The organism is Halobacillus kuroshimensis DSM 18393 (assembly GCF_000425705.1).
Lineage (GTDB): Bacteria > Bacillota > Bacilli > Bacillales > Halobacillaceae > Halobacillus > Halobacillus kuroshimensis.
Genome location: NZ_AUDY01000009.1, coordinates 170,379 through 194,566, shown reverse-complemented (window position 1 = coordinate 194,566; position 24,188 = coordinate 170,379). Strand labels below are relative to the sequence as shown.

The 24,188-nt window shown below is 48.6% G+C and carries 20 protein-coding genes; 4 read left to right on the top strand and 16 right to left on the bottom strand.

The window, feature by feature from the left end; all coding sequences use genetic code 11:
* Positions 1-23: 23 nt before the first annotated feature.
* The 7 genes from H615_RS0109005 to H615_RS0108975 form a co-directional block, all read right to left on the bottom strand.
* Complete coding sequence (locus H615_RS0109005) at positions 24-911, bottom strand: PIG-L deacetylase family protein (RefSeq protein ID WP_027954844.1); 888 nt, start codon at positions 909-911, stop codon at positions 24-26.
* Entirely contained in the window at positions 908-2,434 is a 1,527-nt protein-coding gene (gene murJ / locus H615_RS0109000; RefSeq protein ID WP_027954843.1) for a murein biosynthesis integral membrane protein MurJ, read from the bottom strand. Before murJ ends, H615_RS0109005 begins: the two co-directional genes overlap by 4 nt.
* 511 nt (positions 2,435-2,945) lie before the next feature.
* A complete protein-coding gene (locus H615_RS0108995; protein ID WP_027954842.1) occupies positions 2,946-5,312 on the bottom strand; it encodes a cell wall-binding repeat-containing protein in 2,367 nt (788 codons plus the stop codon).
* 23 nt (positions 5,313-5,335) lie between these two features.
* Positions 5,336-6,229, bottom strand: a complete 894-nt coding sequence (locus H615_RS21810; protein ID WP_051254643.1) for a hypothetical protein — start codon at positions 6,227-6,229, stop codon at positions 5,336-5,338.
* Between the two features lie 38 nt (positions 6,230-6,267).
* A complete protein-coding gene (locus H615_RS21085) occupies positions 6,268-8,481 on the bottom strand; it encodes a cell wall-binding repeat-containing protein (protein WP_051254642.1) in 2,214 nt (737 codons plus the stop codon).
* 640 nt (positions 8,482-9,121) lie between these two features.
* Positions 9,122-9,832, bottom strand: a complete 711-nt coding sequence (locus H615_RS0108980; RefSeq protein ID WP_027954841.1) for a WecB/TagA/CpsF family glycosyltransferase — start codon at positions 9,830-9,832, stop codon at positions 9,122-9,124.
* Positions 9,833-9,848: 16 nt separating this feature from the next.
* Entirely contained in the window at positions 9,849-11,126 is a 1,278-nt protein-coding gene (locus tag H615_RS0108975) for a nucleotide sugar dehydrogenase (RefSeq protein WP_027954840.1), read from the bottom strand.
* Positions 11,127-11,538: 412 nt separating this feature from the next.
* Between H615_RS0108975 and H615_RS0108970 the strand changes: the two genes are divergently transcribed.
* A complete protein-coding gene (locus tag H615_RS0108970) occupies positions 11,539-12,555 on the top strand; it encodes a GNAT family N-acetyltransferase (RefSeq protein ID WP_035531752.1) in 1,017 nt (338 codons plus the stop codon).
* Positions 12,556-12,592: 37 nt separating this feature from the next.
* On the opposite strand, the gene H615_RS0108965 is transcribed toward H615_RS0108970, so the two are convergent.
* The 9 genes from H615_RS0108965 to H615_RS0108920 form a co-directional block, all read right to left on the bottom strand.
* On the bottom strand, positions 12,593-13,684 hold the full coding sequence (locus H615_RS0108965) for a glycosyltransferase family 4 protein (RefSeq protein WP_027954838.1): 1,092 nt from the start codon (positions 13,682-13,684) through the stop codon (positions 12,593-12,595).
* A 566-nt stretch (positions 13,685-14,250) separates the two neighbouring features.
* The gene (locus H615_RS0108955) at positions 14,251-14,811 is read right to left on the bottom strand and encodes a hypothetical protein (protein WP_027954837.1); all 561 of its coding nucleotides are present in this window, start codon (positions 14,809-14,811) and stop codon (positions 14,251-14,253) included.
* Positions 14,801-14,950 (bottom strand): anti-repressor SinI family protein, encoded by a 150-nt coding sequence (locus H615_RS22055; protein ID WP_084163078.1) that lies wholly within the window; start codon positions 14,948-14,950, stop codon positions 14,801-14,803. Before H615_RS22055 ends, H615_RS0108955 begins: the two co-directional genes overlap by 11 nt.
* Before the next feature lie 21 nt (positions 14,951-14,971).
* Positions 14,972-15,214, bottom strand: coding sequence for a helix-turn-helix domain-containing protein (locus H615_RS0108945; protein WP_244877736.1), 243 nt, complete (start codon positions 15,212-15,214; stop codon positions 14,972-14,974).
* A gap of 224 nt (positions 15,215-15,438) precedes the next feature.
* The gene (locus H615_RS0108940) at positions 15,439-16,632 is read right to left on the bottom strand and encodes a helix-turn-helix transcriptional regulator (RefSeq protein WP_027954835.1); all 1,194 of its coding nucleotides are present in this window, start codon (positions 16,630-16,632) and stop codon (positions 15,439-15,441) included.
* Between the two features lie 80 nt (positions 16,633-16,712).
* Positions 16,713-16,850, bottom strand: coding sequence for an anti-repressor SinI family protein (locus H615_RS22315; protein WP_156896466.1), 138 nt, complete (start codon positions 16,848-16,850; stop codon positions 16,713-16,715).
* A 212-nt stretch (positions 16,851-17,062) separates the two neighbouring features.
* Complete coding sequence (locus H615_RS0108930) at positions 17,063-17,518, bottom strand: IDEAL domain-containing protein (RefSeq protein ID WP_027954834.1); 456 nt, start codon at positions 17,516-17,518, stop codon at positions 17,063-17,065.
* A 709-nt stretch (positions 17,519-18,227) separates the two neighbouring features.
* Entirely contained in the window at positions 18,228-19,934 is a 1,707-nt protein-coding gene (locus H615_RS0108925; RefSeq protein WP_027954833.1) for a phospho-sugar mutase, read from the bottom strand.
* 385 nt (positions 19,935-20,319) lie between these two features.
* Complete coding sequence (locus tag H615_RS0108920; RefSeq protein WP_027954832.1) at positions 20,320-20,571, bottom strand: hypothetical protein; 252 nt, start codon at positions 20,569-20,571, stop codon at positions 20,320-20,322.
* Positions 20,572-20,908: 337 nt separating this feature from the next.
* Between H615_RS0108920 and H615_RS0108915 the strand changes: the two genes are divergently transcribed.
* Genes H615_RS0108915 through thrB form a run of 3 tightly spaced genes read left to right on the top strand, consistent with a single transcriptional unit; the run spans position 20,909 to position 24,179 of the window.
* The gene (locus H615_RS0108915) at positions 20,909-22,201 is read left to right on the top strand and encodes a homoserine dehydrogenase (RefSeq protein ID WP_027954831.1); all 1,293 of its coding nucleotides are present in this window, start codon (positions 20,909-20,911) and stop codon (positions 22,199-22,201) included.
* Positions 22,202-22,203: 2 nt separating this feature from the next.
* Positions 22,204-23,259 (top strand): threonine synthase, encoded by a 1,056-nt coding sequence (gene thrC, locus H615_RS0108910; RefSeq protein ID WP_027954830.1) that lies wholly within the window; start codon positions 22,204-22,206, stop codon positions 23,257-23,259.
* On the top strand, positions 23,256-24,179 hold the full coding sequence (gene thrB, locus H615_RS0108905; protein WP_027954829.1) for a homoserine kinase: 924 nt from the start codon (positions 23,256-23,258) through the stop codon (positions 24,177-24,179). Before thrC ends, thrB begins: the two co-directional genes overlap by 4 nt.
* Positions 24,180-24,188 lie beyond the last annotated feature (9 nt).

Here is a 24,188-nt window from a genome sequence, read left to right as displayed (position 1 = left end):
GGGACACCTCTTTTCTATGATGATTAGTTGATGGTTTTGCGGTACAAATCCTTCTTCATGGCGTAGTTTTTGAAAATCGCCCACAGCAGTGTATCGGTACGGTTGACCTGCTTGAACTTCTCCGGGAACTTATAGCCCATCTGATCAAGCACATCAACGTGTTTCACGAAGTTGGATTTGTCCCATTCGATGAACGCCTCCGCAGTTTCTACAGGATCAGAAGCGAGTTTTCCTTTGTAACGATTCAACTCCAGGAAGCCGTCAAAAGCGATGGCCTGGGAATCGAACACTTCGGTCGCCTCCACTTTCCTCTCATGCTGCTCGGTCGTGTCGACGAGGCAGTTGATCGAATCCGGCGGGAAGGCACAGTTGATTTCATACATGCGGATTTTACAACGCACGTTATCCATCCGCTTCAGCGTATCGCTGAGCAGTTTGGCGGTGGCGCTGTGATCGGTATGCGCATCAATGAACGGCGTCGTGTAGATGATGTCGGGGCTCAGGGTTTCGATCCTTTCCTTCAAGTATTGAATCGCATCCGGGGTGCTTGATACACCACCGTCCGGCAGATTGAGGTAGGCGACGTCCGTCAGTCCGAGGATGTCTTTGACCTTGTCAATCTCCTGGCGGCGCTTGGCATTCAGCTCCTCCGCACTCATCTCAGAAACACTGCTCGCTCCATCGGTGATGAACACACAGTGGACCTCTGCTCCCTGATCGGCGTGCTGGCGGAGGGTGCCGCCCGGACCGATCGTTTCGTCGTCCATATGGGGCGCGAGGACGAGCACCTTCTGGACCGGTTCATTTTTCAGCGCCATCAGGTCTGCGTTATAGTGACGGCCGAGGATGAATTTCGTCATCGGTGCGTTGACCGGACGCACCGCGTTCATGAACAATTCTTTACGACTCATGACGTTGCTCCTTTCTTTTTCCGTTTCGTAACATTATGGAGTAGAAACATAAAGGCGTCTGACTTCATAACAAAAGCGGCTCCGACATATACAACCGCGCCGATGATAGCGACGATGATGATAATGAACAAGTTCGGCAGTCCTGAAATCAGCGGTTTGACAGCCAGGACGGCTCCGCTCATAAGCGCGGCGGCTGCGGTGATTTTCGCGTAGTCGACGATGATGGACTTGAAGTTGAGTCCCCCGACAAGCTTTGTGAAAACGATGAGGCATGCCCCTGTATAGAAGAGCGCCATCACAGATGCCGCAAACGGGATGCCGAGGTAGCCGAGCCATTCGGCAAACACGAAATTGAAGACGACATTCAATAAGATGGAACCAATACTGATCATGAGGATCAGGTGGCCCTTTTTCATGGTATAAAAACCTTTGTTGATGATGTTGTTGAGACTGAAGAACAGGACGGAACCGAAGTAGAAATACGCGACCTGGGTCGTTGCTTCTGTCGCCTTGTTATCAAAGGCTCCGCCTTCATACAACAGCTCGATCAAGTTCGGCATCAAGAGCATCATGCCGATGATCGACGGCATCAATACGAGGTACATCGTTGTGAGTCCTTTTTCGATACCCTTTTTAAACTGCCCGGTATCGTTCGTTGTAATCGCTTTAGATAATAACGGGAAGATAATCGTCGCAATCGTCACCCCGAAAATCGCCTGCGGCATGTGCACGAAGTTCTTCGCCGTATTGATGTACATGACCGCGCCCTCTCCCTGGTAGCTGGCAAAGACCGAACCGACAAGCAGGTTGACCTGACCGACCATAACCGTCAGACCTACAGGCAGGAAGATCCAGTAAAACTGGCGCACTTCCGGCCAGTCGAACTTCTCCTTCAGCGTCAACGATTTCTGCGGGACGACGATGAACGCCTTGAAAATCAGGGATAGTACCGTACCCACTGCATAACCGATCGCCAGCGAGTAGGCCCCGATCTGGTTGGCGAAAAGGAATGCACCGGCAATCGAGCTTAGAATGACGATGATTTGAGAAACAATCGACAGAGAGAACTTGTTTTCCGCGTCAAAGAACGCTTCCAAAACCGAGTTCATGCCGACGAACGATATACACGCAAAGAAGATGACCGTCACCCAGATGGCGATCTGACTCGCTTCCGGACTGAAATCCGGATACAAGAGCGGAATCAGCACTGGTGCAATGGCCATTCCGATAATCGAAAGAATAAGAGCAAGTCCGGCGGTTCCTTTGAAGACCTGTCCCAAATACGAGCGGCCGCGTTTTTCCTCCGCCGCCTGTATGTAACTCGGAACGAGCGCATTCTTCATCCCGTTCTGCATGAATAAAATCAGCATATTCGGAATAATGAAGGCAGCCAGGTAGGCATCCGCCACGTAGCTTGCCCCGAAGTAGTAGGCGATGACCATGTCCCGGATCAGTCCGGAAACCTTCAGGATCAGGGTGGCGCCGATAAACAGTATGCTCGCTAAACCTAATTTAGATTTCACACAAATACCTCTTTCACGTTTGCTAAAATCAAACAAATTTCGCTATGTAACACTATAATCCATACTTTTTGATTTTACCATAACCTTAAACGAATCGTAATCGTCTAGTCATATCTTTTCCATATATGGGCAGAAGCTCATGCGACCTGAGGGGGTGGTGGGATTGAGGTGGGTGGGTCGGGCGGGATGAGGGTTTGTTGATCTATCGTGGAATTCGTTGATATATGAGTGGAATCATTGATATACGCGGAGAATCATTGATATATGCGCAGAATAATTGATATATGCGGATTTTCGTTGATATGTGCTCTGGGAGGGGGAGCGGTTGACCGATATATTTCCGTTTCGACCGATATAATGCGGGTTTGACTGATATATCTGCGATTCGACTGATATTCCCGCAAAAAGACTGATAAAACAACCGCTCCGACCGATATCCGGCCGCAGACCTGACCGTCAACGCAAAAAACCGGCTGCTCCTCAAGGGAACAGCCGGTTTTCTTCTATTATATTAGCGGCGGATACTTTCCAGCTCCACCTCGGCCTCTTCGGAAATGGCAGCATTCCCGCCCAGGTAGTAGTTCTCCGGGCTGATCGGCAGATGGTTCAAGTAGTTTTTCACTGTTGATGGTACGTTGTCTTTTCTCGTCAAAAGAATCGGTGCTTCGTAGGAAGCGGCCAGCGGTGAGCCGGCAAGAGCATCGACGACTTCCTCACCTTGGGCGAAGAACACCTCTTCCAGGCGGTGGTCGTTGAAGTACTTCTCGGCAATCTGCACGCTTGTGCTGTAGCGGTCAGGGCCGCTGACACGCTCGACCGTGTCGACGATACCTTTCAGCTGGTTCTCAACGGTCTGGTGGACAGCCCCTGTTCCGCCGACAATCGTCGCTTTTTCCACGCCGTTTTCACGGATGAAGTTGATGACGTTGTCTTCAAGCTTGTACGGCAGTGTCAATAGGATCGGTGTATTCTCATCGCCGGCATAAGGGGCGATGGAAAGGGCGTCCGTTGATGTTTCATCAGAGGTTGTGATGAAGATTTCATCGACGTTCACTTCATCGGCGACTTCGTCGGCCACTTCATAAGCGGTTTCGAAGCGGTTGGCTCCGGACAAGCGCTCGACATTCGAAGAGCCGTATTCCTGCTTCAGCTGGCTTTCGACAGAAGCGGATACCGCTCCTTCACTGCCAAGCAGATAAATCTTCGCCGGGTCCATACGCTCCAATTCTTTTTCCACGGTTGCCGGAAGCTGGTCCGTCTGTGTCAAAAGAAGCGGAGAGTTGTGATAAGCGGCCAGTACACTTCCAGTCAGGGAGTCGATCGGCAGATCCCCGCGTCCGATGACAGCGACATTCGGTTCATTCCAGTGCCAGCCGTAGTTGGACAGGGCCGTACTTGTTTCATAACGGTTGATTCCGGAAAGACGGTAGCTGTCCGGCTCCTGTGTGGCAGACAGGTAGCTGGAGGCGACATAGCCGGTTTTCCCACTTGTCGTTTTCACCGGGTACCATGCCCAGTGCTGGGTGTTGCTGTTATAGCCGATCGGGGCGCCGGTCACTGTGACCTGCTCGCCGCGTTTCAGGCTTGTGACAACTGTACTGTTTGGTGCTTTGCGCACATTCAGACTTCCTGCGGTTACGTATACTTTTTCACCCGTACCAAAATCATGTTTTGTCGTATGAAGAGGTCCGGTCGTTTCTACGTTGCTTTCTTTAAAACGCATGATGCCGTCTTGATAAGGGTTCAGCTTGTGCGTCGGGAATGGGGTTACGTTAAATAATCCATAATTACGCATGCGGTCATAAATCTTTTCCTGGTAAGCAATATACCCGTTCGTGATCGGGTTGTTACGCTCGGAAATTCCGTTATAAGCTAAAATAGCGAAATACCAGTTTTCAATCACATCACGGTCGCCGTCATTGACCGTAGGAATAAGATCGTAGTTGGCATAGTTCCACTTGGACTCAAGAATCTTCAGGCCTTCACGAATGTTGTAGCGGATATCAGTGGAAAGCTTGTACACTTCTTCTTTTCTTTCCTGTTCGTTCTCAATGAATCGGTAGTCAGACACCTGCATGATGCCGATTCCGATACAGTCATAACCAAGCTTCAGGTTCGTTCCGTCCCAGGCGATTCCTCGTGTTTTTGAAGGCGTACAGGAATTTTGATAATGGGTGACAGGCGTGCGGCCTGGATCCCAGTATTGCTGCCAGCCACTTTCCTGATAGGCAATCGCTTTGACTATTTCCGGGGGAATATCGAAATTCTCGGCTTCTTCGGTCAAGATGCGGTTGATTTCGGCATAGCTCGGGTTCTTATATTTCTCATTGACCGCAGCTTGAGATGTGACCGTGTTCTGCAGAGACATTTTTTCCTCTGTTTTCCCTTTCATCACGTCACCGCCGGCAATCGTGAACGCATCTTCCGCCAGGGCTTCCGGCTCTGTATCGATGCTGTCTTCATCAAGGATTGGATATTGTATAATAAGTTCTTTGCCGGACAGTTCGAAGGTCGAACGGTCATAGGCTTCGGATTCGAACACTTTCTTTCCATTAGACAAGTCGTACGCATCAAAGTACAAACTTTGAGCTGACCCGTCAGCACGATAAACGACAACGAGCGTTTCTTCAACAAGGATAAGATCCGTGATTGTGCTGAGCTGTGTCGTTTCTTCAAGCAGTTCTTTTCCCTCTTTTGTTACAGAAAGACTCGTTTCAAGTTCTTTGTTTTCAACTTCAGCGGTAACAGAGTCATTGATTTCATAGGAAGCTTTACTTTCCTCGACGACCCATGTGTTGGAATCTTCTGCACTAACAAAGGCTGGGGCGGTCAGGCAGGCCAATAGAAAAGCAGAAATGCAAGTTAATAGTCTTTTCACACTCATCCGTCCTTTTATGTTTTTTATTCCTGAATCTCAGTCAGTTCTGATGTCATCGTATAGCCGTTGTCCCCTTTGTCCTCGACCTTTTCACGGATCAGACCGTAATCAGGGGCATAGTGGTACATCGATGTCACCTTGGAACCGGACGTTCGTTGAACAACGAATACATTCTCAAATTCTCCATAAGGCGTAGCGGTCGTCTGAGCTTCATCAAGAATCTGGAAGTTCTCAGAGCCACCGGTGGCATCAACAAGGACATCAATCGTTTCATGCGCTTCAAATGATTCAAGCTGACTGGACGTATCTTCCGGGTTGGACTCCTGGTAGACAACAGCGATTCTGCCTTCTGTGAATTCAAGAATCTGTAGGGTCACCATGTCTCCGAACGTCACAATCTGCTGGACGAAGCGGTCGTTCACATCCACTACTTCATGTTTCACTTTGTAATCTTCGTTCTGCGTGAACGTCTTCGTCATCGGTCCTTTCGGCATATACGCCTTCAAACCGGCGGATGAGCCTGCTTTCTCGGTCTCTTCAGAGTCATCGGATGCGGAAGAAACAGTATCTTCTTCTTCATCCTTCGTTTCTTCCGACTGTTCTTCTTCTGTTGGTTCCTCTGCAGCCGCTTCTTGTGATTGATCCTCTTCTTCAACTTCAGGTTCCTCTTCAGTTGGCGCTTCTTCCTTTGAAGGCTCTTCTTCTACAGGAGCTTCTTCCGTCTGTTCCTCTTCGGAAGGTTCTGCTTCTTCCTCCGTATCTTCTGAAGGAGTTTCTTCTGACGGAGTCTCTTCTTCCGTTGTTTCTGTTTCACTGTTCTCTGGTTCTTCCAGCTGATCAGCCTGGTCGACATCGGTGCCGGAGCAGGCTGAAAGCAGAAGAACAAAGAACAGGGCGATAAAGCTGAGTTTCTTCATCCAATCCCTCTCCTTTGTTCAAAAAAGTACTGATTGATTTAGTTTAAGTGGTCAGCGATTTGTTTCTGGCTGTCCTCATCCACGACAGCTCCGATCACTTGAAGCTGTTCGACGACGTTTTCCCCGCCGTATAGATCGAGCTGTTTTTCAAGCTCAGGATTCAGCTTGTCCCCAACGAGCACAAGAGGGGCGGACGTTCTTGCGGACAGTGCCGAAGCTGTTAACGCATCCGGGTAGTTCTTCCCTGTCGCCGCAAGGACGGTATCGGAATTCATGTCATCCTGGAAGTACTTGAGGGTAGCCGCAACGGTTTCATAACGGGTCGCACCGGACAGACGCTCCACACGATCCGCTCCGTTCGCCTCAACAAGCTGTTTTTCAACATCTTCAGAAACTACAGCGGTTCCTCCGAGAATCACGACCTCTTTCCCGGTCAAGTAATTCAAGCTGTCGCTGCTGATTTCATCTTCTCCTGTCAAAACGATGGACCAGCCGTTGGCTGCTGCGACAGAGGAGGCTTCCAGTGCATCCGGGAAGCTTGTGCTTGATGCAACAAACACTCCTTCTGCGCCTTTCAGATTTTCATTGATTTCAAGATTCGTTTCGATACGCGTGGATCCTGAGATGCGGTCAACGTTATAGCTCTGCTTCAGCTCTTTTTCGATGCCTTCAGAGATAGCATTCGTCCCGCCCAGAATAACGACGTTTTTCGTATTCAGCCGCTGCAGTTCCTGTTTTACATCGCCACTGAGCTCATCGTCACGGTTCAACAGAATCGGAGCGTTGTCATACTGTGCAGCAAGTGGACCGGCAGACAGGGCATCGGCGAACTCAAACGCTGTCGCAAGGACAACCGTTTTTTCTCCGTCCAGTCCATTCGGATATAGCTGCTTGGACACTTCAATCGCTGTCTTCATCCGGTCTTTACCGGCAAGGACGTTCGTTTCAAATGAATAGTTGTGACTGTCATCCATATTGGACCAGACCACATCCCCGTCGTTCATCACCTTCGTGTTTTTCCACTGCTCCGCATAGGCGACCGCTTCCTGTTCGCGGTAGAAGGATTTCAGTTCACCTTTGTCGGAGTGGGTAACAATGAAGTCTTTATCCAGATAATTGCTCCAGACAACCTCTTCTTGCGCTTGATCCACCACAGATGTGTTTTTCCACTTCACTGCATAGGCGACAGCATCGTCGAGGTTGTAGGATTTGTACAAGGCCCCTTTGTTGGAATGCTCGACGACATAGTTTTTGTCTAAGTAGTTGCTCCAGACGACTTCGCCTTCTTCGTTATCAACAACGCGCATATTCTTCCAGTCATCCGCATAATCGATGGCGTCTTCTTTTTTCACGAACAGCTTCGTTACAGAAGACTGGTTGGAGTGATATGCGCCATACCGTTTTTTCGTATTGTCGTAGATTTTCTCCTGTGTATACTTATCAAAAACATAGACGTTGGCTTCGTCTTTGGCGTAATCAATGGCGTCCTGCTGATCATCAAACACCTTCAAGCGCTCACCTTCCATGTCATACACTTCAAAGACCTGGAAATAGGCGTTCACCCCGTCAACGACGGCATCTGCGGCTTTCTGCTGGAAGGACGATGTTTTAATCAGGGCTTCCTCATCCGGATTGGACATGTAACCGAACTCTAAAAGAGCTGCCGGCATGTGGGCGTTCCGTGTGACATATAAGTCGGATGGAACAAGGCCTCGCCCTTCTTTCAACGGGGCACCATCAAGGATGTTTTCATGGACGGTGTACGCCAGCCGCTTACTTTCCGGCGAATATTCGATCTGCTCCTTGGATGGCGGGTAAGTCTTGTTAATCCCTTCATCAATATCGAAGAAATAAGTTTCATACCCTCTCATATAAGGGTTTGAAGGAAGCGCGTTCGAGTGAACAGATAAGAAAATCGAGTTATCATTGTTGCCACTCACCGCATCGTGGGCGATATCCAGACGCGCCTGCAGGTCGTCGTGGAGATTCCAGGCAAAGTGGCTGTCATTTGTGCGTGTCATATGTACGTCGTAGCCTGCAGCCTCCAGCTCTTCCTTAATTTCGTTGGACATTTCCAAGTTGAAATGTTTCTCATAATAACCCGTGGATACGCCGGAATAACCAGTCGTTCCAGAGAATCTTCCTCCATGACCCGGGTCAAGAATAACCGTCTTTTCAGCCTGAGCCTGAGCCGGAAAAATGACAAAAAGTGCGAACAGCAAAAAGAAGCCGCCGATATGTATTTTTTTCATATGAACCTCCTGCATAATAAAAATCATAGATAGCTAGAATCTAAAGCGGACAGACAGCGATAGGTTGTTCCATGCAGCGATATTGGCGGAGCAGCCCCCTCCTTTTGATTTGGCTCTGATTCCATAGAAAGTGTGTTTGAATCGTATACGATGGCATGTTTGTTGGTTTGTTTGGTCGGGTATATAGTGAATAGGGCAGTAGTGTATCTTATTGAGCAAACTTTCATGGTCATCCTATTCAATGGATGAATACGTGCCGGTAGTATGTATATCGGCTTATTTGTCGAAAGGGTTGAATATTTGGGGAGAAATCCCGAAAATTTTCTACATGTTTCTTTATATTTTTCCAAAATAAGCCTCTATGAGGATAATATGTTCATTATATAAGAGGATTCGACGGCAAACAACATACCTCAGCGTATCTTTGCACAATTTTAACTTTTTAAGTTCAAAAGTAACAGAAACCTTATAGAAGTATCGGACTACTTGAGACCCCAGCTTTTTTTCCAACGATGACAAAAGCCCTCTCTGTAAGATGCCGGAGCTGGATGGGGGAAGAACAAACGTCCCCCTGCTTCCATCTGCACAAAATCAGTCCACATAAAAAAGCAGCGGTGCACAAGCACCGCTGCTTTTTCTCTTACTTATCTCTCCATACCTTCAGCAGAAACAATGGAAGGCGGATCTGGCGTTTAATCCGCCACGGCTCAGAAATCAGCCGGTACAGCCATTCCACACCGAAACGCTGGAAAAGCGCCGGGGCGCGCTTGACGCGGCCGGAAATGACATCGAAGGAGCCGCCGACCCCTTGGAAGATGCTGACATTGAGCTCTTTCATATGATCGACGATCCAATACTCCTGACGGGGACTTCCGAGAGCTACAAATAAAATATCCGCCCCGGACTCATTGATCGTCTGGATGACCTTCTGTTCATCTTTTTCATAGCCGTCCAGTACACCAGCAACGTGGAGATTCGGATACTGCTCGATGAGCTTATCCTTCGCTTCTTCTGCAACGCCGGGCTTTGCGCCGTAAAGAAAGACGGACTTCCCGTTGTCTGCGGCCTGTTCGCAAAGGGTGAGCAGCATATCAATTCCTGTCACACGTTCCTTAATGCCGCCTTTGTTCAGCTTGGAAGCCAGAAGAACGCCGACACCGTCGGGAATCTGATACGTCGCTTTATTCAAAAGTGCCTTTAAATCCTGATCTTCCTGGGCTTTCAATATCTTTTCGGGGTTGATCGCCACAATGAAAGACTGGCGCTTTTCATTGATATCATCCAATACATTCTGCTTCAGCCGCTCGTAGGAGTGGCTGCTGACGTCTACACCTAAAAACTGTTCCTTCATGATTTCACCTGATCTTTTATCCGTTTTTGGAGTCACCCAGACGCTTGGCGATAAAACCGGCTTCTGTCCAGTTATCGAGGTTCAGGGCGTTCTTCGTATCGTAAACGACGCGGTTGTTCATCTTACTCTTGATATATTCAGGATCGAGCTGCTTGAACTCATCATGATCCGTCAGAATCACAAGGATATCGGCACCATCAAGCGCTTCATCCATATCCTGTGTCTGGTTGGAGGCGACGTTTTCTTTAATATGCGGATCGAACGTCTTGAAGCTGATTCCTTTTTCAACGAGCTCAAGAATTACTTTCAAGGACGGACTTTCACGCTGGTCATCGATGTTCGCTTTAAAGGACAAGCCGAACAAGGCCACTTTCGGATCCTGAATAAACTGGTCCTTCATCAGCTTCTCGATCTGGTTGGCTGTGTACACCGGCATGTTATCGTTCGTATTACGGGACAGCTGGATCATTTGGGAAAGATCCGGCTGGATTTCAGCAAGGAACCAAGGATCCACAGCTATACAGTGACCGCCGACACCCGGGCCGGGTGTATGGATGTTCACACGCGGGTGATAGTTGGCAAGTTTGATCGCTTCCCATGCGTTGACACCGATCTGGTCGCTGATCAAGGCGAGCTCATTGGCGAACGCAATGTTCACGTCGCGGTACGTATTTTCAATGACCTTGGCCATTTCCGCTGTTGTAGCATCCGTCAAATGGATATTCGCTTTAACGAAAGAGCGGTAAAGATCCTTCGTCATTTCGGAGGATTTTTCATTGATTCCACCGACAATCCTGTCGTTCTCGACCAGCTCCTGGAAGACCTTCCCTGGAATGACGCGCTCCGGAGAGTGGGAAACGAACAATTCGGTTCCGATTTCAAGACCGGTGTCCTTAAGAACCGGAAGCATGACGTCCTCCACCGTACGAGGAGGAACCGTGGATTCTAAAATCACAAGGTTGCCTTCGCGTACGTAAGGGACAATCGCCTCTGTCGCTTTACGCACATAGTCGAGGTTGGCGGTTTTATCTTCGCGGATCGGGGAAGGGACGGCGATGATGAAAACATCGGCCTCTTCCGGCTCCACCGCTGCTTTGAAGTTACCGGCATCTACCGCTTCCTCCAGACGTTCCTGCAGACCGTTCTCTTCTATATGAAGCTGCTTGGCATTAATCATGTCGACAGCTTTTTGATTCACATCAACTCCATGCACTTTGTGCCCGTGAATGGCGAACATGACGGACGTAGGAAGACCAATATATCCTAATCCGACTACACATAGTGACTTCTTCATACAACAATACTCCCTTTCTCTGGCCCATCCATTATCTAGATGCGGTTCCTTAGATCTATTGTTTTATCATGTATTTTTTTGAATGATTCAGCAGCCCTTCTCCTTATATCATTCGACAACTTCCTATCTTTATGACGTCTGCCGATGATGGGGAGGGGTGAGAACCTGCATATGCAATGCTTTCGACATCATCTAATACCCGTCAGCCGTACGCGGTCAAACGTTCCATGACATTACCTTCCATTATAGCTGATTTTCTGACAGAGTTCTATCTTGAGATAAAAATGTCGCTTGAATGCCATCGGGATTTAATGAAACGTCACGAACTTGTAACAGAGACCTTCTGCCATCCGTGTGCGTTCTTTGTTATACTTTGGGAAGTATTTTTTTATACGGAAAGGAAAGAAGCATTATGGCAGTCCGCCGTTATCAACCAGACGATGAATCACAAATTCAGACCCTTTTCCAAAAGACCTTCCACCAGGAGCGTCCTCTTGACGCCTGGGAATGGAAATTCAAACAGAACCCTAAACATAAAGAACCCTTCATCCTCGTTTTCGAGGAAAACGGAAAGATTCTCGGCCACATCAGCTTATGGCTGATGAGTGCCTATATCAAAGGATGCGTCGAAACGGTCGGTGTCCGTGTTGACACGATGGTGGATCCCGATGCCCGCGGCAAGGGGATCTACAAGCACTTGAATGACGCCTTGATCGAAGAAGGGCGCAAAGCCGGCATCACATACCTTTATGGTTTTCCTGCCCCGAAAGCGAAGGAATTATTCCTGCGCTACACCGGCGCGAGCCATCTGACAGATATGCCACGCTGGATGTATGTGCAGAAGCCTGTCAGCCTGCTCGCTTCCAAGCTTTCCCCACTGAAAGTCCTCAAGCCGCTGGATCGTGTGTACGGAAAGATCCGGCAGTCGAAAAAAACACCGCACGGCTATGAAGTGAAACGCATCACCCGGTGTGATGAAGCGTTCGATAAGCTGGCTGAAAAGACGAAACATACGGCGGACGGCCTCGTCGTCCGTGATGCCGCGTACTTGAACTGGCGCTTTTTCGACCATCCCGTCCACCATTATAAGATGACTGCCCTCTATAAGCAGGGACAGCTGCAAGGATATGTCATCACGCATGAAAAAGAAGGACGCTTCCGTAACGGGATGATCGTCGACTGGCTGGCCGTCGATGACGACGCCTGGCGGGCTCTCCTTGAAGAAGCGCTCAGCGTCCTGAGGGAAGCCGATATCGTCCAGTCATGGGCCCTGCCGTCGATGATGCCGGCTCATCTGATGAAGAAGAATGGATTCGTCCATAAAGACAGTCCGATGCCGCTCGTCGGAAAAGAAATCGAATCGGACAATACCGACATGAATGACCCGGATAAATGGTTCATCACACCCGGAGATGTCGATTCCTATTAAAGAAAGCAAGGGAAGCCGCGGCTTCCCTTGCTTTTTCTTATGCTTTCTCTTTGTCTTTGTTTTTTTCGCGTTCCGTCTTTGAAAACAAACCGATGATCGGCCGCTTGCCACGGTAGACGACGCCTGTCATTTCTGCAAAAAGGTGAAGCAGGAACAACAGGACGAACGTGATGATCAGGGATATCCCGAAGGATGTCAGCGAAAATAAGAGCGCCAGCAGGCCGAACAAGGCACTGAAAGCATAAATGATCAGGACCGTTGCTCTGTGGCTGAATCCGGCCGCAAGAATTTGATAATGGATGTGTTTGTTATCCGGCATCATAATCTTCTGCTTATTGATCATTCTCCGTAAAATCGAGAACAACGTATCAAACACCGGCACAGCAAGGACGATAATCGGAATGACAAAACTGAACAGCGTCACATTCTTGAACAGGCCGACCATGGAAATGACGGCCATGGAGTAACCTAGAAACAGGGATCCTGTATCCCCCATGTAGATCGAGGCAGGATTGAAGTTGTGGAACAAAAACCCGATGTTGCTTCCGATCAGAACAATACATAAGTACACAATCGAAATCTGCGGTTCAATGGCAAGAGCCATCACCGCAATGCTGATCAGGGATATAGTCGACACACCAGCCGCTAGCCCGTCCAGACCGTCAATCAGGTTAATGGCGTTGGTGATACCGATGATCCATAGAAACGTAAAGATGATGCTGATCGGATCACTCAGAGAGACCATTCCGATGAACGGAATACTAAGCACGTCCACCTTCAGACCAGAAAAGATTAAAACAGCCGCAGCAGCCACCTGGCCGCCAAGCTTGAAGATCGGGCGGATCTGATAGCGGTCGTCCAATAATCCGGTCAAGACGATGATGAACGCTCCGATAATGATCGGTCCTATATACGGCATATCCGGGCGGATAAACAGCATTCCGGCGGCTGCTCCTCCAAAGATTGCCAGCCCGCCCATGCGCGGGGTAATTTCTTTATGGATCTTCCGTAATTCTGGATAATCCATCATTTTCCATTTAACAGCTAACTTCATAACAGGGAATACAAGCGCATAGCTGACCGCCATCGACAGCAGCAGCGCCACGATAATTTCAACAGTAATGTTCATAGAAATCCTCGCTTACTTGGTAAGTTTACTCTTGTCGGTATTAGTATATCACAGGCACGCGAAGATTCCGTTATCTTTCCCGTGAGCCTTTTTTCTCAGCTTATGTAGAACCCGGAACATGGAAAAACACCGCCATAGTCCCCAGCGATGCTCCACACGATCTATTCCTGCAGCTGCTGAATCAGCTGATTGATAACTTCCTGAGATGACAACAGTTCTGAATTCTCCGTGCGCTGGATGATATTTTCCAGCACTTCTTTAAGATTCTCCATACGACCCACCTTTTCATTCATGATGTTCCTATATATTTCTATTTACTTAACGATTCGGTATCAAACGCCTTTTTCCGACGGTCATTATGTAAGGGCCCAGTCTGTTGGATGAGGACTAAAAACAGAGAGTCCCCGCATTTTCTACGTTTCTCGTAATGATCTGTCAATAAAATTCAAAATACTTTGTTACATCATAATCTATTTTTGTCAGAATGAAAAGAAGAAAATGGTAGAAAAGGCCGTTGATCTTTCGACAGCACACACAAAAAAACCGGCCCCCTTTATATAGGCCGGTTAAGAAATGGCTGCCCACTTACGCGTCAGCGTCTTCAGCTCATAGCTTCCATGAGCGAAACGGTGGACATGTTTTCGTATGACCGCACCACCTTCACGATGGTACGTAAAAAAAACGACAGCCGGATGAAAAAGAGAATCATAGAAGAACAGTGGATTAAAGCTGCGGAGCTGCTTTCCAAACGGCCAAGCACCGAACAGGTCGAGAGTACGGGCATACCCATCGTCGAGGACGGCCTGTGAAATGACTCCGGATGCCTCGTTCGTATATTCCAGCAGATGATGATAACAGAGCGACGCCTGCAGGTAGGAAAGCGGGGACTCATCGCCGGTCACAGCCTTCATGAACCCTTCTTCCCACACAGAAGTTTCCTTCTGCTTCCTCCCCCATACCCGGTCGTTGACAACGAGGATATCCCATCCCGGCTTGATAAGCAGCTGGGAATACTGATCCACTATAGAAGAGAGAGCGCAGGCCCTGTGTTTGTCCATGACCCGAGGGGAAACCGCTGTGACATTGCGCCATCCTGCTTCTCTCGTAAAGACGGTTTTACCCTTCATATCCTCCCGTCCCCTCGCTTAGAAGCTCCGGCACCCGGGGGATGTCCAGGAAATCCCTGACCTCCTCCGGACTCAGACCGAGCTGTCTGGCTTCTTTCATCAGAGCCATCCATTCTCTGTATTCCTCCTGTTTCACCATATGATCGTCCCCTTTCGTCCGCTATCGGCTCTGTCCATTCCCCGTTTCTTCGGCATACTTATGCGTTAATAGCTCTTCCAGCGGTACCTCCAGCGTCCGGGCGAGTTTTCCCATCACGATTAAGGAAGGGTTCTTCTGTACCCCTCTTTCAATGTTGCTGATATACGATTTGGATACACCAGAACGTTTGGCAAACTCGTTGACAGATAATCCTCTGCCGGTGCGCAGGACACGGATTTTTTCACCAATCGGCGTCACTTCCACCTACCTCACCTTCCATCGTCAGATGACTCCTGACATAATTAACCTATCTTTTTGTTCGTTATTAAGAATATTATAAACGCTCACCCATTGGAAATAAACAACCATTTTTCATTATAAAGAACATATATCCCATACATTCCTGCATATATCTTCTATTTACTTACAAATAGTCCGTTTTTGAGAACATTCCCTCATAAAAAATCAGCTGAGCCTTTATCAGCTGATTACTTTTCCTTTATTCGGTATTTCTGCCTGAATTCCTTCGGGCCGATTCCCTCTACACTCTTGAAAACCCTTGTAAAATAGCTCTGGCTGTTATAGCCGAGCAGCATGCTGATATCCATAAGCGAATGCTCTGTGATGCATAAGAGCTCTTTCGCTTCGGTAATCCGCTGCTGATTAATGAACTGGGTGATCGATACGCCGGTTTCTTTTGTAAACACACCGGATAAATAATTCGGATTGACGTTCAATGTTTCCGCAATTTCCTTTAACGTTAAATCTTTCGTCAGGTTTTGGAAAATATATTTCTGTGCGCGCTCCACCAACGGAGAAAAGGACTGCCTGCCCACCCCCTGGATTCTTTCCAGGAACGAACGAAGAATGATCGATTCCAGCCCTTCCAGTTCTTCGACGGTCTCTTTCGTCTCCAGGAAGCTGATATGGAAATCACTTAATGACCCCGTTTCATCCGGCTGGGCCCCTTTTTCTATACAAAGGAGGCTCAATTCCGTAACCAGACGGATCAGATGGTTTTTAAAAGAACGCACATGATTTTTTATATGCGGGAGGTTATTGTCCATCAGTGAATAGTACGCTTCCACCGCCTGTTTTTCCCCACGTTTGAAACGTTCCATGAATTCCTGTTTCGATGCCACCGTATCCGGATAGGATTCAAGCGATGCCGCATATTCTTCATAATGATGCAGGAGATCAGGCTCTGTTGGGTTTTTCTTCTCCTTTTCCTTTTTCCCTGGCAGCACATGCTGCAAGACACGCTGGATGGATGCCAGTTCCTTCGGCGTCCTTACCGGCAGATGATCCAGGTATCCGGCAAACTCCTCTGCGAGAGAAGAGGAAAGATCATTCATAATTAAACTCAGCTGGACCTCTTTATAGTCCGATATTTCATGCAGGAATGGGCCGAGCAGTGCGACCACGGTTTCCTTCTGTGGATTTTCATACGCATAAAATAAAGCATACTGGTTAAAAGGATCCTTCAGCAGGTGCAGGGTTCCGGGCATTTTCCTTGCTTCCTGAAGATAAGGATGGCGGGTTTCCAGAATTTCTTCCGGTGGTTTAAGAAAAGTGTCAGGATATTGAAAGATGGCTGTATTCTTTCGGTCGATTAAATGGACTGGTATATTGAATGCGATGGCACAGTCTTTGAGCAGATTGATCATTTCAAAGTTTTTCATGCCGACCCTCCTTCCAACTACTACTATATACTCATTATAAAGGGAGGCATAAAAAAAGACACCCTTAAAGATAAAGGGTGTTATACTAGTTTATACAGTTCCGTTCCGCCGCGCAGGAAATTTTCTACTTCTTCCTTACTCAGGCCTAAAGCTTTCGCTTCCTGTATCAAGTCGATCCACTCGTCATCCAGCAGACGGTCTTTAGGCATCTCTCTCATCTTGTTAACCTCCCCGTATCCCGGTTCTTTTTTTCCTAATCCTGTAAGTATAAGCCTATTATAATGGATTATGCGCCACCACATTTGAAAAAAATTCATATATTTTTAACATTTATCACTTATATTCCAGTTTTTTTAGGAAATTCGTTGTGGTTTTATGTAGAATAGTATACCAGATAAAAAGAACCGGGCCAAAATAATCAGCCCGGCACCTATGAATGCATCGCTTTCCATTTCTCGGTCAGTACTTGGAAAGCTTCCTGATCGTCCTCATCAATGGCCTTATCAATCAGGCGCCGGAGGTTTTCTTTTTCCAATTCACGGATAATGGCTCTCACTTCTTTTGATGATTGCTGGCTGATGTCAATCCCCTCTTCATAATACGGCGACACAATCGAATGAAGGTGTGTCAGAAATTCCGGCAGCTGCAGCAAATCCGCCACCGATACATACACCATATTTTTACCGCGCTGAAACACGAAAATATCGAATACATTGTGCACCTTCTGACGATTGCGGTCGATGATTATTTCTCTTGCTTCCATTGGAATAAACTGATAAAGTTCGTCGTCAATAAACAAAGAAAAGTACTGGTAGGCTAAGACGATGCGTATAAAACGTTTATCTTCTTTAACATAATATGGCTTCAACATCTTTATGTTCAACATGGGCCCACCCCTTTTTATGTTATATCTGAATTTTCAGTATTTTATTCTATTATCGCTCATTTGTCAATCAATTGAAAGCCTTTTCTAAACGCATCAGCAAAGATAGGCGGAACAAATCCGGTCCCTTGATTAAGGAGAACAAGTTTTCAGTATGCAGGCATAACCGATATCCTCTAGTACCTCCAGGAGCGCAGACCATTCCCTTTCCGCGGACGAACGTCCAAGTCTCCTCGGGGAGACCGCCCTGTGGGGCCTCGGCCGCCCGTTTTTCCGCAGGAGTTGAATGGTCTGCGCTCCTTTCGGAATTGAAAAGGACTCTCCTTCACTCATCCACCTTCGTGGGTGGCTCCCGGCAAGGAGGTCTGGATTTGCACGAACAATGATGTAACCATTTCGGAAAGTATCCTATGAACCAAGAGATATGATGAAGATAAAATTCTTCCCCAAATGATTTTGCAGTATAAAGGGAACGATTTTTCGATCATTACTGAGTAAGGTCTCGTAGAGCGTTCGGTGGTGACGCCTGCGGGAACAGCACGAGCCGAAGATCCACTTGGACAGGTGGTCTTCCTGTCCAAGTTAGCTGAGGCTGTGCCCGCGGCAAGCATCCACCGATAAGCGGAACGTGACCATGCCCAAACAAATGGGGGAGCTCTACGAGAGGGCAAAGAAAAAAATCCGCCCCGGAATAAGGGGCGGATTTTTTCGATTAGATGATCGCGTGCAGACGCTCGTCCACCGTGGCTTTCACGGCTGCAAGCAGTTCTTCACTTTCACGGCGTGTAGTGGACTTCACTCCGTAATAGAATTTGATTTTAGGCTCTGTTCCGGATGGACGCAGGCAGAACCAGCAGTCATCCTCAAGAATGAACTTCACGACATTGGACGTCGGAAGATCGATTTCCTCTGTGGTTCCTTCCTGTACCAGCTGGCGGACCGTTGTGGAGTAATCCTCCACCGCCATGACTTTCTTTCCGCCGGCTTCCTGAATGTCCGCCTCACGGAAATCGTTCATGATTTTTTCGATCGTATCCGCTCCGGATTTCCCTTCCAATGTGACTGACTTCAAGTCTTCAAGGAAATAGCCGTGCTTCTGATACAGCGTATCCAGCGCTTCCACCAGTGTTTTTCCCTGACTCTTCCAGTAAGCCGCTGCCTCTACAGCAAGCACAGCTGCCTGGACGGCGTCTTTATCACGGGCGAAATCCTTCACTAAATAGCCGTAGCTTTCCTCGTAGCCGAAAAGGAACTTGTACTCGCCGGACTGTTCGTACTCGCGAATCTTCTCTCCGATAAATTTGAAGCCTGTCAATGTATCCAGAGAGGAAATCCCGTAGGAATCGGCGATTACCCGGCCGAATTCAGACGTTACGATCGTTTTTACAAGCAGGCCGTTTTCCGGAATGGAGGCGCTCTGTCCGAGAATGTAATCCAGAAGCAGGGCACCTGTCTGGTTTCCAGTCAGCACTTTGTACTCCCCGTTCTCATCCGGGACGGCAACGCCGAGACGGTCTGCATCCGGATCTGTAGCCATCAGGATGTCCGCTCCCACTGCTTTCCCCTGATCGATCGCCATTTCAAAGGCCTGGTGTTCTTCCGGGTTCGGTGAAGCCACCGTTGAAAATTCCGGATCCGGCGTGGCCTGCTCTTCTACGATGTGCACGGAATTGAAGCCGTTCTGCTTCAAGCCCTGCTCAACAAGGTGGCGTGCTGTTCCGTGCAGCGGTGTGAACACGACCGAAAGATCTTTCGGCAGGTCGTCGCGGACACTTACGGTTTTTAAAGCTTCCATATAAGCAGTATCGACGTCCTCGTCCACCCAGCGGAGCAGACCGTCCTGTTCCAGCTGCTTTTGGTCCGCCGCTTCTACGTTCAGCTCATTTTCGACCTTGTTGACGAAGTCGATCATCACTTCCGCCTGAGCCGGAGGCAGCTGCCCGCCGTCTTCATTGTAAGCTTTGAAGCCATTGTATTCCGGAGGATTGTGACTGGCGGTGACGACAACGCCTGCCGCCGCCTTCAAGTGACGGACAGCGAAAGACAGCTCCGGTGTCGGTCGCAAGGATGTAAATACATAGGAAGGAATGCCGTGACGTCCAAGGACCTTTGCTGTTTCAACAGCGAATTCCTTCGACATATATCGGGAATCGTACGCAATGGCAACGCCGCGCTTGGACATCCCCTGGTCATTAACATAGGAAGCCAGACCTTCAGCGGCTTTACGAACGGTATAAATATTCATCCGGTTCGTACCGGGACCGATTTTCCCGCGCATACCGCCTGTACCGAATTCAAGGTTCTTGTAGAAAGCATCCTCTAAAGATGCCTCGTCTTTTACGATCTTTTCCAATTCGACGGACAGATTCTCATCAAGATCAGAAAAGTCTTTCCAGCGTTTGTATTCGTCTTTCCACATGTCCAACACTCCTTTGTCTTTTAGCAGATCGGCTGGGCCGCTCCGCGCTGTTATGTAGAGTTCCGGCTCACTGGTCAAGCCTTAAACGTTTCATTCGTCATGAACGGGAAAAGTTCCTGTCAAGACGACAAAAATTGTGTATGTATCCGGATAAAGAAATAAATCAGTTCCTTGATTTCCCAGTGATTCTATCTGTATTGTATCATAAGTCCTGCAGACAGAACGGGAAGCGGACAAGGTTTTTAATGGAAATTATCCGCTTCCGAATCCCCGCCTTTTTTCTATGTGACTTTCCCATTTTCCCTGCCTGATCCTTCTATTGTTGAGGTGATTGTATGCGTGAGGCCTTTAAAATGAGGGGGCAATCCTTTCAATGGATGCGTTGTTAAACGGGGGTGCTTCCATTTCCGCCATAGATGTCGACCAGCCGTTTCCTCAGCGCCGAGTAAAACAGCGCGCACTTCTCCTGATCGCTCGCTGCCGTCTCAAGTTTCCTCTGAATATCCTGAACCACTTCCTGAGCATCTTGAACGAATTCATGTTCCTTGCCGCTTAACCCAAGATCGAGCAGCAGAATTTTGTAGTACTTTTCATACTTAATCATAAGTCCAGAGAAAAACAGACCTCCGCGATACATAGTTCTCACCTCCTGGTTCTTTTTTCATACTTAGTTATAATCCACCTTCTGGAAAACGTCAACTCTCCCATTATGCATTCCAGATTTGTGTTTTTTCTCTTTTCTTTCTGAAAAACCTGCTTTTCTACTATATTAATAAGCCTTTTGAAAAAAGCGGGTTTCCAAGGCGGTCAAAAGGGCTTTTTCGCTCTATTGTTAATTTCCTGTAAATCCTGCAGCCCGCCCTCTGTAATCGTCGGATAATTCACTCTTGTACTTCAATTTCCTTTCCGTTACAATGTCCTTTATACAAAGAATTCTGTGTATATATAGGAGACAGAGAGAAGGAGTGTGAAGAATGAACAAATCCATTACGGTAGGACTGCTCGGTCTGGGAACAGTCGGATCAGGTGTCATTGAAATTCTGCGCGATCATAAAGAACGCATTGAACATAAAACGGGGTGCGATGTCACGATTAAATCGGTGCTTGTCAGTGACATCGCGAAAGAACGTGAGCTTCCGGCTGAAACGGAACTGACGGACCGCTACGAGGACATTACGAGAGATCCGGACATTGATGTCATCGTGGAAGTGATGGGTGGGATCGATCACACCTTGACGATCATGCTGGAAGCCATTGAGCACGGCAAACATATCGTAACGGCGAACAAGGACCTTGTCGCCCAGCACGGCGAGCAGCTATTCGAAGCCTGCCAGAAGCACAACTGCGATCTATATTATGAAGCCAGTGTGGCCGGCGGTATCCCGATCATCCGCTCGATCATGGACGGCCTTTCTTCCGACCGCATCACGAAAATGATGGGAATTGTCAACGGAACGACCAACTACATCATGACGAAGATGGCTCAGGACGGCGTCGATTTTGACAGCGTCTTAAAGGAGGCCCAGGACCTCGGTTTTGCGGAAGCCGATCCGACTGCTGACGTAGATGGCCTTGATGCGGCTCGTAAAATGACGATTTTATCTATTCTCGGCTTCTCCATGCCGTACAGACTGGAGGATGTCGATGTAAAAGGCATCCGCGGCATTTCCTCTGACGACATTACGTATGCGGAAGAACTCGGGTACCGCATCAAACTGATCGGGATTGCAGAGAACGATGCCAACGGGGTATCCGTCAGTGTCGAACCGACGCTGCTGCCGGTTGAGCATCCGCTGTCTTCCGTCAATGATGAATTCAATGCGGTGTATGTGTACGGCGATGCAGTCGGTGAAACGATGTTCTACGGCCCGGGGGCAGGAAAACTGCCGACAGCCACAGCCGTTGTTTCTGATTTGATTGCCGTCTTGAAGAATATACGTCTCGGCACGACGGGAACCGCTTACGTCCAGCCACAGTTTCCGAAACAGGTGCGCGCACAGAGCGAGAAACTGACGAAAAAGTACATCCGTCTTCATGTGGATGATAAATCCGGCATGCTGAAGGAATTGACGAATATTTTTGCTGATTATTCGATTTCCTTCGATCAATTCACCCAGAAAGCGACCGATCAGGAAGGCGAGCGTGAATTGATGATGGTGACGCATAAAGTCAGTGAAGAAGACTTCGAAAAAGCGGTTCAAGAAATGAAAACCTTGGATTCCGTTAGAAAAATCGACAGCGTCTTCCGTGTCGAAGGAGGAGAATGATCATGTGGAGAGGTTTAATCCATGAATATGCGGAGTTTCTTCCCATCAATGAACGCACACCAAAGCTGACGCTTCATGAAGGAAACACCCCGTTGCTTCCGATTCCGGCGATTTCCCAGGACCTAGGAATCGAAGGCTATGTAAAATTCGAAGGGGCCAATCCGACCGGTTCCTTTAAGGACCGCGGCATGGTGATGGCTATGGCCAAAGCGATTGAAGAAGGTTCCGAAGCGGTCATCTGTGCTTCCACAGGGAATACATCCGCCGCAGCTGCCGCCTTTGCCGCACGCGCAGGCATCCGCTGTATCGTTGTCATCCCGGACGGAAAAATCGCAGAAGGCAAGCTTGCTCAGGCCGTCATGTACGGCGCTGAAATTTTTGCCATCAAAGGGAACTTCGATGATGCCTTGAAGATGGTCCGTAAAATGGCAGAAACCGAACCGGTAACCTTGGTGAACTCGGTGAACCCTTACCGGATTGAAGGCCAGAAAACGGCCGCATTTGAAGTAGTGGACGCGCTCGGTTCCGCCCCGGACATCCTCAGCATCCCTGTCGGAAATGCCGGGAACATCACCGCCTACTGGAAAGGATTCAAGGAATACCATGAACGCTTCCAGTCCGGGCTCCCGAAAATGATGGGCTTTGAAGCCAGCGGTTCTGCGGCGATAGTTCGCAATCAAGTTATCGAGGATCCGGAAACACTGGCGACAGCGATACGGATTGGAAACCCCGCGAGTTGGGATAAAGCCATCCAAGCCCGCGACGAGTCCAAAGGGTTGATTGATGAAGTGACCGATGAAGAAATCGTCGAAGCTTATCAGCTGCTGGCTCAAAAGGAAGGCATCTTCGCCGAGCCTGCTTCCTGCGCATCGCTTGCCGGCATGATTAAAAAAGTGAAGGAAGGAACGATTCCTCAAGGCTCCAAAGTCGTCCACGTTCTGACTGGTAACGGCTTGAAAGATCCGACGACAGCAATTGAAACGAGCCCTGTCAAACCGGCACGGATTGAAAACGACTATGAAATGTTCGCTTCCGCCGTCACCGGAGTACAATCATGAGCCGGTTCCAAATCCGGGTGCCTGCAACATCCGCCAATTTAGGACCGGGTTTTGATTCAGTGGGCATTGCGCTTTCTAAATACGTGACGCTGGATTGTGAACCGGCAGAGGAGTGGCATTTTTCTGTTCCGGCAGAAGATCGTGAGCATATTCCTTCAGATAAGCGCAACTTGATTTATAAAACAGCGCTCGCCGCCGCTCAAACGCGCGGCTTTGATTCGCTGCCTCCCACCCATGTGACGTTGACGAATGATGTTCCGGTCGCCCGCGGGCTGGGGAGCTCCTCAACGGCGGTCGTCGGTGGCATTGAACTTGCCGATCAGCTGCTGGATCTAGAGCTGACACGCTACGAGAAGTTCAAGATCGCCTGTGATATCGAAGGACACCCCGACAATGTCGGACCTGCCGTCTATGGAGGAATCATGGTCTCCAACTATGACGGCGAGCACCTTGACTATGTCCATTTCACAGAGGATCTGGATACATTGACGTGGCTTTCGGTCGTTCCTGATTATCATTTGGAAACCGAAAAGGCCCGGAGCATTCTTCCATTGGAGATCGATTATAAGGAGGGTGTCCGCAGCAGTTCGAGAGCGAATGTCCTCGTTGCTGCTCTTGCATCTAAAGACTGGGCGCTCGCCGGAAAAATGATGAAGAACGACCAGTGGCATCAGCCGTACCGGAAAATGCTGATCCCAGGATTCGATGCTGTCACGGAGGTCCTTGAAGGTGAGCAGTCGCTCGGCTATTACATCAGCGGTGCCGGACCGACGATGGTAGCCGTTTTTGACGAATGGACGAAGGAAAAGGAACGCCGGCTTCAAAATAAGCTTTCCTCCTACACGGTCGAAGCGCTTGCTGTCGAACTGGATGGAGTCACAACGATCCAGAAAAACGAAGTTCCAGCTGCCGAATCCTGAATAACGAAG

What these genes read in the sequence shown, in the direction of transcription:
- H615_RS0108975 (WP_027954840.1), bottom strand. Translation starts at nt 11,126, where the DNA reads ATGAAGAAGTCACTATGTGTAGTCGGATTAGGATATATTGGTCTTCCT.
- H615_RS0109005 (WP_027954844.1), bottom strand. Translation starts at nt 911, where the DNA reads ATGAGTCGTAAAGAATTGTTCATGAACGCGGTGCGTCCGGTCAACGCA.
- H615_RS22055 (WP_084163078.1), bottom strand. Translation starts at nt 14,950, where the DNA reads ATGGTGAAACAGGAGGAATACAGAGAATGGATGGCTCTGATGAAAGAA.
- thrB (WP_027954829.1), top strand. Translation starts at nt 23,256, where the DNA reads ATGAGCCGGTTCCAAATCCGGGTGCCTGCAACATCCGCCAATTTAGGA.
- H615_RS0108965 (WP_027954838.1), bottom strand. Translation starts at nt 13,684, where the DNA reads ATGAACATTACTGTTGAAATTATCGTGGCGCTGCTGCTGTCGATGGCG.
- thrC (WP_027954830.1), top strand. Translation starts at nt 22,204, where the DNA reads ATGTGGAGAGGTTTAATCCATGAATATGCGGAGTTTCTTCCCATCAAT.
- H615_RS0108920 (WP_027954832.1), bottom strand. Translation starts at nt 20,571, where the DNA reads ATGTATCGCGGAGGTCTGTTTTTCTCTGGACTTATGATTAAGTATGAA.
- H615_RS0108940 (WP_027954835.1), bottom strand. Translation starts at nt 16,632, where the DNA reads ATGAAAAACTTTGAAATGATCAATCTGCTCAAAGACTGTGCCATCGCA.
- H615_RS22315 (WP_156896466.1), bottom strand. Translation starts at nt 16,850, where the DNA reads ATGAGAGAGATGCCTAAAGACCGTCTGCTGGATGACGAGTGGATCGAC.
- H615_RS0108980 (WP_027954841.1), bottom strand. Translation starts at nt 9,832, where the DNA reads ATGAAGGAACAGTTTTTAGGTGTAGACGTCAGCAGCCACTCCTACGAG.
- H615_RS0108970 (WP_035531752.1), top strand. Translation starts at nt 11,539, where the DNA reads ATGGCAGTCCGCCGTTATCAACCAGACGATGAATCACAAATTCAGACC.
- H615_RS0108955 (WP_027954837.1), bottom strand. Translation starts at nt 14,811, where the DNA reads ATGAAGGGTAAAACCGTCTTTACGAGAGAAGCAGGATGGCGCAATGTC.
- H615_RS0108915 (WP_027954831.1), top strand. Translation starts at nt 20,909, where the DNA reads ATGAACAAATCCATTACGGTAGGACTGCTCGGTCTGGGAACAGTCGGA.
- H615_RS21085 (WP_051254642.1), bottom strand. Translation starts at nt 8,481, where the DNA reads ATGAAAAAAATACATATCGGCGGCTTCTTTTTGCTGTTCGCACTTTTT.
- H615_RS0108930 (WP_027954834.1), bottom strand. Translation starts at nt 17,518, where the DNA reads ATGTTGAACATAAAGATGTTGAAGCCATATTATGTTAAAGAAGATAAA.
- H615_RS0108925 (WP_027954833.1), bottom strand. Translation starts at nt 19,934, where the DNA reads ATGTGGAAAGACGAATACAAACGCTGGAAAGACTTTTCTGATCTTGAT.
- H615_RS21810 (WP_051254643.1), bottom strand. Translation starts at nt 6,229, where the DNA reads ATGAAGAAACTCAGCTTTATCGCCCTGTTCTTTGTTCTTCTGCTTTCA.